5 protein-coding genes are annotated in these 6,609 nt (G+C 59.8%); 4 read left to right on the plus strand and 1 reads right to left on the minus strand.

Annotated elements, in window-relative coordinates; genetic code table 11:
* Window positions 1–8 precede the first annotated feature (8 nt).
* Window positions 9–380 carry a GIY-YIG nuclease family protein gene (locus ABZU99_RS17225; RefSeq protein ID WP_356045647.1) on the minus strand — a complete coding sequence of 124 codons (372 nt, stop codon included), beginning with the start codon at window positions 378–380 and terminating at the stop codon, window positions 9–11.
* A 607-nt stretch (window positions 381–987) separates the two neighbouring features.
* Here ABZU99_RS17225 and ABZU99_RS17230 point away from each other — a divergent pair.
* The 4 genes from ABZU99_RS17230 to ABZU99_RS17245 all read left to right on the plus strand — a co-directional run bounded on the left by ABZU99_RS17230 (window position 988) and on the right by ABZU99_RS17245 (window position 6,433).
* On the plus strand, window positions 988–2,574 hold the full coding sequence (locus ABZU99_RS17230) for a hypothetical protein (protein ID WP_356045645.1): 1,587 nt from the start codon (window positions 988–990) through the stop codon (window positions 2,572–2,574).
* A 612-nt stretch (window positions 2,575–3,186) separates the two neighbouring features.
* The gene (locus ABZU99_RS17235) at window positions 3,187–4,284 is read left to right on the plus strand and encodes a hypothetical protein (RefSeq protein ID WP_356227867.1); all 1,098 of its coding nucleotides are present in this window, start codon (window positions 3,187–3,189) and stop codon (window positions 4,282–4,284) included.
* 784 nt (window positions 4,285–5,068) lie between these two features.
* Window positions 5,069–5,656, plus strand: a complete 588-nt coding sequence (locus tag ABZU99_RS17240) for a hypothetical protein (RefSeq protein WP_356045641.1) — start codon at window positions 5,069–5,071, stop codon at window positions 5,654–5,656.
* A gap of 42 nt (window positions 5,657–5,698) precedes the next feature.
* Window positions 5,699–6,433, plus strand: coding sequence for a hypothetical protein (locus tag ABZU99_RS17245; RefSeq protein WP_356045639.1), 735 nt, complete (start codon window positions 5,699–5,701; stop codon window positions 6,431–6,433).
* Window positions 6,434–6,609: the final 176 nt, after the last annotated feature.

Consider the following 6,609-nt stretch of genomic DNA (forward strand, 5'->3'; position numbering starts at 1 on the left):
CCGATGGTCTACGCGCTGATGGGCAACTCCCGTGCCCGCCGACGGGCTTCGGCCCTGAGGTCCTTGAGGCGGCCGTGGAACGCGTTGCGGCGGTTCTGGTCGAGGTTTAGCGGCAGGTCGAGTTGAGAGATGAGCTCCGACTCCAGGGTCCACGGTTCGCCATGCTCGATCCAGCACACTCGCGCGTTCTCTGCCACCCACTGACTGAGGGTCGCTTCGCCGACCTTGCCGAAGGTCATGCGCTTGCCGCTGCCCACGCGGCGCAGCTCAAGCCCGAGCAGGCAGCCGAGTGTGAGCCGCAGCGTCGATCCGGCCGCGTCGCCCCGGTAGTGATACCGCACGCGCTTCCGCAGGTTCTGAGTGCTGGTCCGGTTCGCCATGAACCGCGGGGCTATGCCGACGTAGAGCAGGCATCCGCCGTTGAGGTCCTGATGGGGCGCCTGCTTAAAGTGCCACCCGTAGACCCCCGCGACCGCTGGGAGAGGGCTCGGACGCATCAAGACCTCCTGCGCCGACCACAGTCTGTCGGGACGGGTGAGAGCGGTAGCTTCCACGAAGCCTCCAGATGCGCCACGGCTGACAGCCGCAGGCTACCGGCTGATGCCGACAGAGCGTCCTGGTCTGACAGCAGCGCGAATCTCAGCTTGGGAAGCTGCGATCACACGCGGACGGTTCAGTGGCTGACCTGGGTAAATGGCTCATCCGCAGGCTCGCCGGCCGTAAATTACGGGCCACCGTCATTGCACGCTGTTCCCCGCTCCATCTGGTGCGTTTGCGGTGCGCTCTGCTGGGCGCATGCATCGGTGATGCCTGGCTTGTCGGTGGTCTTGCGATTGGCTTCGTACGAACCCCTCACCCTGGATCCGCGACGGCAGTAGTATGTGCGCTTCGTCACGCCTTGAGGGGGGCTGGATGAGGTCTGGTGGTGGAGTCCGTGGTTCGAACTTCAGCATTGGCGGCGAGCAGGCGGAAGCAGATCCGCTACTCATGGAGGCGTTCTACGAATCCGACGACTACCGGACAGTCTCCTCGAAAGATGACCCGCGCTGCTTTGTAATCGCGCGGACCGGAAGCGGGAAGTCTGCCCTCTTGCAACGACTGGAGGAAGAAAACCCCGAGCATGTGGTGCGGGTGGCACCCGAAGATCTGTCACTGAGCTATATCACCAATCTAGGCGTGATGCGGTACCTAGATGAGCTCGAGGTCAGTCTCGATCCATTGTTCATCGCCCTCTGGAAGCACGTTCTTCTAGTCGAACTGATTCGTCACAGGTACAAGGTTGACTCATATGCGGCGAAGATGAACTTCCTGAGCTCTCTGCGTGAAAAAATCAAGCGCGACCCAGGCAAGAGGCACGCCCTTGACTATCTGGAGGACTTCCAGGATCGGTTCTGGGTGGAAGCAGATGAGCGCGTACGTGAGATTACAGAGAAGTTTGAAGAGAAGATCAACAAGGAGGCGAAGGGGACCGTCGGCTTGCCGGGTAACTCGGTGGGAACGGCTACGGCAACCATCGGCGGCGTCCTAGCTGACACTTTCTCGACCGAAACTCGTCGTGAGCTGACCGACCGATTCCAGCGGATTGTGAACGAGACGCAAATGGCTCGCCTCAACAAGATGCTTAAGGTTCTCGACGAGGATATCCTCGACAGCCATCAGAATTTCACTTACGTTGTCATTGACGACCTGGATCGAGACTGGGTCGACGAAAAGGTCACCAATTCCTTGATTCGTTGCCTTTTTAGGGCGGTCCTCGATTTGCGGCGCGTTCGAAATTTGAAAGTGATCGTGGCTTTGAGGACCAATATCTTTGAGAACCTCGACTTCGGTCACAGGACTGGCGGACAGGAAGAGAAGTTCCGATCGCTCTCGCTCCACATGCGGTGGGGGCCAGCAGAGTTGCGTGACCTCGTCAGCAGTCGGCTACGTGTCGCTTCTGCCAAGCAGGGCGCGCCCAGTAACTCAATAGCCGACGTCCTACCGCGAAGGAACACCACGCGCGGGGATGCATTCGACTACATGCTGACGCGGACCCTTATGCGTCCACGAGATATCATTGCTTTCGTCAATGAGACCTTTGCTATTTCCTCGGGTGGCAGAGTCTCGTGGGAGGATATAAAGAACGCAGAAGAATCGTACTCGTACAAGCGGCTGCTCGCCTTGCGTGACGAGTGGAAAATGTCCTACCCGGACATTGATCGAGTATTCGCTGCTTTCAACGGGGCGGTAGTTCCAATGTCGCGTGAAGAGTTCACCAGGCGACTCGATGACGCCGCTCTATTGCTAGCCGATCCTTATTTTAGGGGGACCGATTGGCTCGACTACTTGACATCCTCTATGTGGAATAACCCTGGAGGAAGTTGGGCTGACTGGTACGGTCCACTGTCTTCCTTGTTGTACAATATCGGGTTCGTCGGTTGTACAACTGGCAGACAAGGAACGGTTCGCTACGTTCGCACGTTTCCAGAGTTCGCTGAAAGGGCCAGCAATCTTGAGGCGACCGTCGGATTTACCATCCATCCTGCCTTCCAGGCTGCTCTCGATGTCAGACTGGACGGGCTCCGGCAGAACTAGAGGTGCGCAAGCGGCTCCGGATTCCCCTTGGCGCGGGATAACGCAGCAGGCCAAGGCACTGGTGTGGCAGATCAGGCCTGGACGAGTCCACAGATAGTCCACGGGTGACGCGGGCACCGCATTAGGAGAGGGGCTGGGGAGCAGTGCGGCTGAGCTGGGGCTTCGATACCTGGTGGCGCACCTGGCAACACGACCGCAGAGCACCGTCATTGACCGTGACTGACTTCTGCATTTGGCACGCTTGTGGCACGAACCTTAGCCGACGACAGACAGCCACGAGGGTGGGTCCGTCGGCCGACCATGCGCGCGTGTGCCTCGCTGCACCCCCTCCGGCCTCAGCCACGCTATCGGGGTGTGCCGTCGACTAGAGAAGCGGCCACAGCCGGCCCGTGACAACGGCCGAAGCCCTCAGCTTGGGAAGCTGAGGTGATCTAGGGCTCGCCGCCATGCTGACCTGCGGTGGAGCAGTGTCGGCGCCTGGCAGGCGATCCGCTGGGTTCCCCGCATGACCTGGCACGGGTCTGGCACGCGTGAGCTGCTACCGGAAGCGGTTTCGTGCGCTCCCTGTCAAAGCGCGGGCGCGGAATACCAACCGTTGCTAGCCTTCTGAGCGTGTCACAGGCAACTGAACCGGGGGGCCCGGCCGAACAGAGCCGCATGATCCTGCTCCCGATCAGGCTGCATGAGAACCGCACCGTTGAAGGTATCAACTTCGTGCCGTCTCCGTGGGGGGCTACCCTGGCTATGGCACTGAGGGGCAAGGGTGAGGATGGGCGGCCCTGGCTTGCCATCGCCAACGAGACTCCGGTCAGTTGGCTCCGCGTCGCCACGCCGGTTCCCAAGGCGGAATTGGAGATCCTCCACCTGCAACGGCTGGCGACTGATCACAGATGTTCTACAGGTGGTGAACTCTACGACGCCATAGATCCAGTTGCCCCCGGGGAAGATCCCCCTGACATTTATGCGTACGTGGCGGGAAAAAAGGTCGGCTGGGAACTGACCGCTTTCAGTAACTCCAGTCGAAGGTACGCACAGGCTCTCTTCTTTGAAGTCTCCAAGCGACTTGCACTTCAGCAAAGGCACCGCATTGGCCATCTAACTGGCTACCACATTTCCATGTGGTTCGGCGCTGCTGATGATCCTGCTGGCCTGCCGTTCAAGGCCAATAAACAGAGTTCCTACGATCGGTTGATCGACGCCCTAGTGGCTCATCGCCCAGATCCAAACCAATTTATAGTTAAAGGATCTAAGCCCCCTATGCAGTTGACGGGTGCTGATCCAGTAAGAACGCCTGACGATGTCAACTTCATGTCCATTCCGCTACTCGGAGGCGCTCCCGCATCTGGGTTGTTCGCAATGACCGGGGTGAGCGTGGGGTTGGCTTTCCAGTCCGACCACGTGGCATCGCAAGAGTGGGCCAACTTGCGAAAGGTTGTAAAGCGCAAGGATAAACCTGCCAATAATCGTCTCCTGATTTCGGCTGGAGCTCCGGATTCCATAGGTAGGTGTTTTGTTGCTGAAGAGGTTCTGGCCCATTTCATGCTCGACCATCCGGAAAGAATTTCGGCGAATCACTTGTCGTCCGTGATTCTCCATTTCTGGAGCACGGGCCAGGCTTTCGAGCTATTGGGTTCTGAACCTGTGGAGTTGTGGCCTGCGGTGTACCAAGGCTTCAACCCGACGGCCCACCCCTTCGCCCTGTCGACGTAAATACGCGGCTGCCATCAGGTCCGCCACTTCGTAGACTCTCTCGCACTGTCGACGTCGTCGAAACTGCCAGCCGCAAGCTGGAAGTGGGCAATGGCGGCGTGGCCTGTTAGTCCCGAAGCAAATTGGGCGGGCGCTCGATCTCGGACCAGTGTGCTTCTCACCTGCGGCGACAGTCCATAGGTGTTCGCGGTTGTCCGCTGCTGTGCGCGGGCGTTGTCACGGCGGTGTCGGTAGGGCTCGGCTAAGTTGCCCGCATGACTGACAGGGACCCCCTTGTGCCGGCACTCACCGGCCTGCTCGTCGACGTCCTGTGGTGGTTGGAGAGCTGCAGGGACGAGGAAGCGGATCCCGACTCCGCGGTGAAGATGATGGAGAGCGTGGGCTGGGTGCTCCTGCAACTGCCCTCGGACCAACGCCACCGGGTCTTATCCGGGATCCTGGGGGACCTGCGTCCTTGCAGCTCCAGGGCCTACCCGCAGCCGCCTGACTGGTCGTCATTGGTCGTTGTCGGCGTGTTGAGCGGCTTCGGACGGCCCAGGGACGGCCCGGGATGTGCCGCTCGAGGCCAGACAACGGGCCGCCCTCGGCAACGGACGAAAGCCGACAAGACTCCATCGATCAATGCTCTTGCTGGCCGCTTCCTAGACACCAGAGGATGACGCGGATACCTCTCAGCAACCGTGGGCTCGCCAGTGACGTCCGTGTCGGGAGGAGACCAGACACTGTGATGACTCGATCCACCTGACGGAAGCAACGAGCCGTCGGCGGAACAAGGGAGTGGAGCATGGGACCAGTGCAGTGGGGCGACGTACCAACATGGGTCGCTGCAATCTTCGCGGGCGGCGCAGCCTGGTTCGCGTATCAAACGATCAAGAGTCAGCGACAGCAGATCGCTGAGCAGCGGCAGTTCATCGCCGACCAGTCGACCAATCTGCAGCTGGAGCGCTCCGCACTACACGCCGCCGCTGAGGACCGGAAATGGTCACAGGCACGCCAGATCCGCATGCATCATCGACAAGTCGGGGCCACAACCGACGGTCAGGGCAACGCCGTTGGGCCAGATCATTGGGAGGTCACGGTTCAGAACTCCAGCGAGGCACCCGTGCATGAAGTTGATGTCCGCTTTGGGACGGCATACCTCGCAGCCGAGGTTTACGAGGTTCCACCGTCTGCCGTCCATGGCCCCAACCCTGGGGAGCGCACAACAAGGCCACTACACCTGCTGGGGGCCGGCCGAGTGGTCCGGTTCGTATCGCAGCACTGGTCTGCAGCCACGGTGCACAACAACCGGCCGCAATTGCTCTTCACTGACGACAACGGTGTCCAGTGGGCGCTTGATTCGTACGGAAAGTTGGAGGAGGCACCTGCTTAAGGCACTCCATGACAGTGTTCGGGTGTGCGACGGGGTAAGAGTATGGACATAGCGATCTCTACAAGCCTGATTGCTGCGGGGTCCGCGATCGGGGGCGTCGTAGTCAAGATGGCTTACGACGGAATCATTGAACGAGGCCGCGCGAATAAAGAGAATCAACAACGGTTCATCCAGGAACGCAAAGAGGCGTATGACGACTTCCTGCGGTTCAACAAGGAGCACGTGCAATACCGTGAAGCCCTGCGGGAAGTAGCGCTAATAGCGAGGGCCGGGCTCCAGGTGAAGCCCGAGGTGACTAGGGATTTTCCTTCGTCTCGAATGCGCGACCTAGTGGACACTCTGGATCGAATTCGCCGCTTAGCGCATATGCATGAAGTCGTGCAGGTAGCAGAAAGGGTCGTCAGCCTACACGGGGATGCTGCGGCAGCCCTGCGCTTCTACGTGCAAAGCGAATCCTTAACTTACGGCCTTCCCCTATTCCTTGCCGATCGACTAGGCGAGGATCAGATCCTGGAATTCGTATCGGCCTGTCGGAGAGACCTGCTGCTGGGGCCACCTAAAGGTGCGCCCAAGAATTTTCCGATGATCGACAGAGGCATGCCTGTTTCAAGGGTTGAGGCCGAACAGATATTGCGACATCATCTTCAATCTAGCCCAGACTCAAGAGGATTCGATCCGTCATCTACGCACGGCACTGTGAGGCCCCTGGTGGAAGAGGATAGGCGAGATCTAGAAACCCCTAAGTTCCGTGCACTGATTGCCGATCCGGATAGCTGACCCACTTCCCTGTCCCACCGCTCACCCTGCTCCCATCCCGTCCGCCGTCGACCCACACGCATGTGGAGCGGGCGTGGTTCCTGGCGTCCAGGTGGAGCGCGCCACTGTACGAACGACTGTGAGGATTCACTGCGGCGCTGCTCGGCAGGCCTGACCCACCGAACGATTGACGCTTC

The sequence above is a fragment of the Streptomyces sp. NPDC005266 genome (assembly GCF_040607655.1).
Classification (GTDB): domain Bacteria; phylum Actinomycetota; class Actinomycetes; order Streptomycetales; family Streptomycetaceae; genus Streptomyces.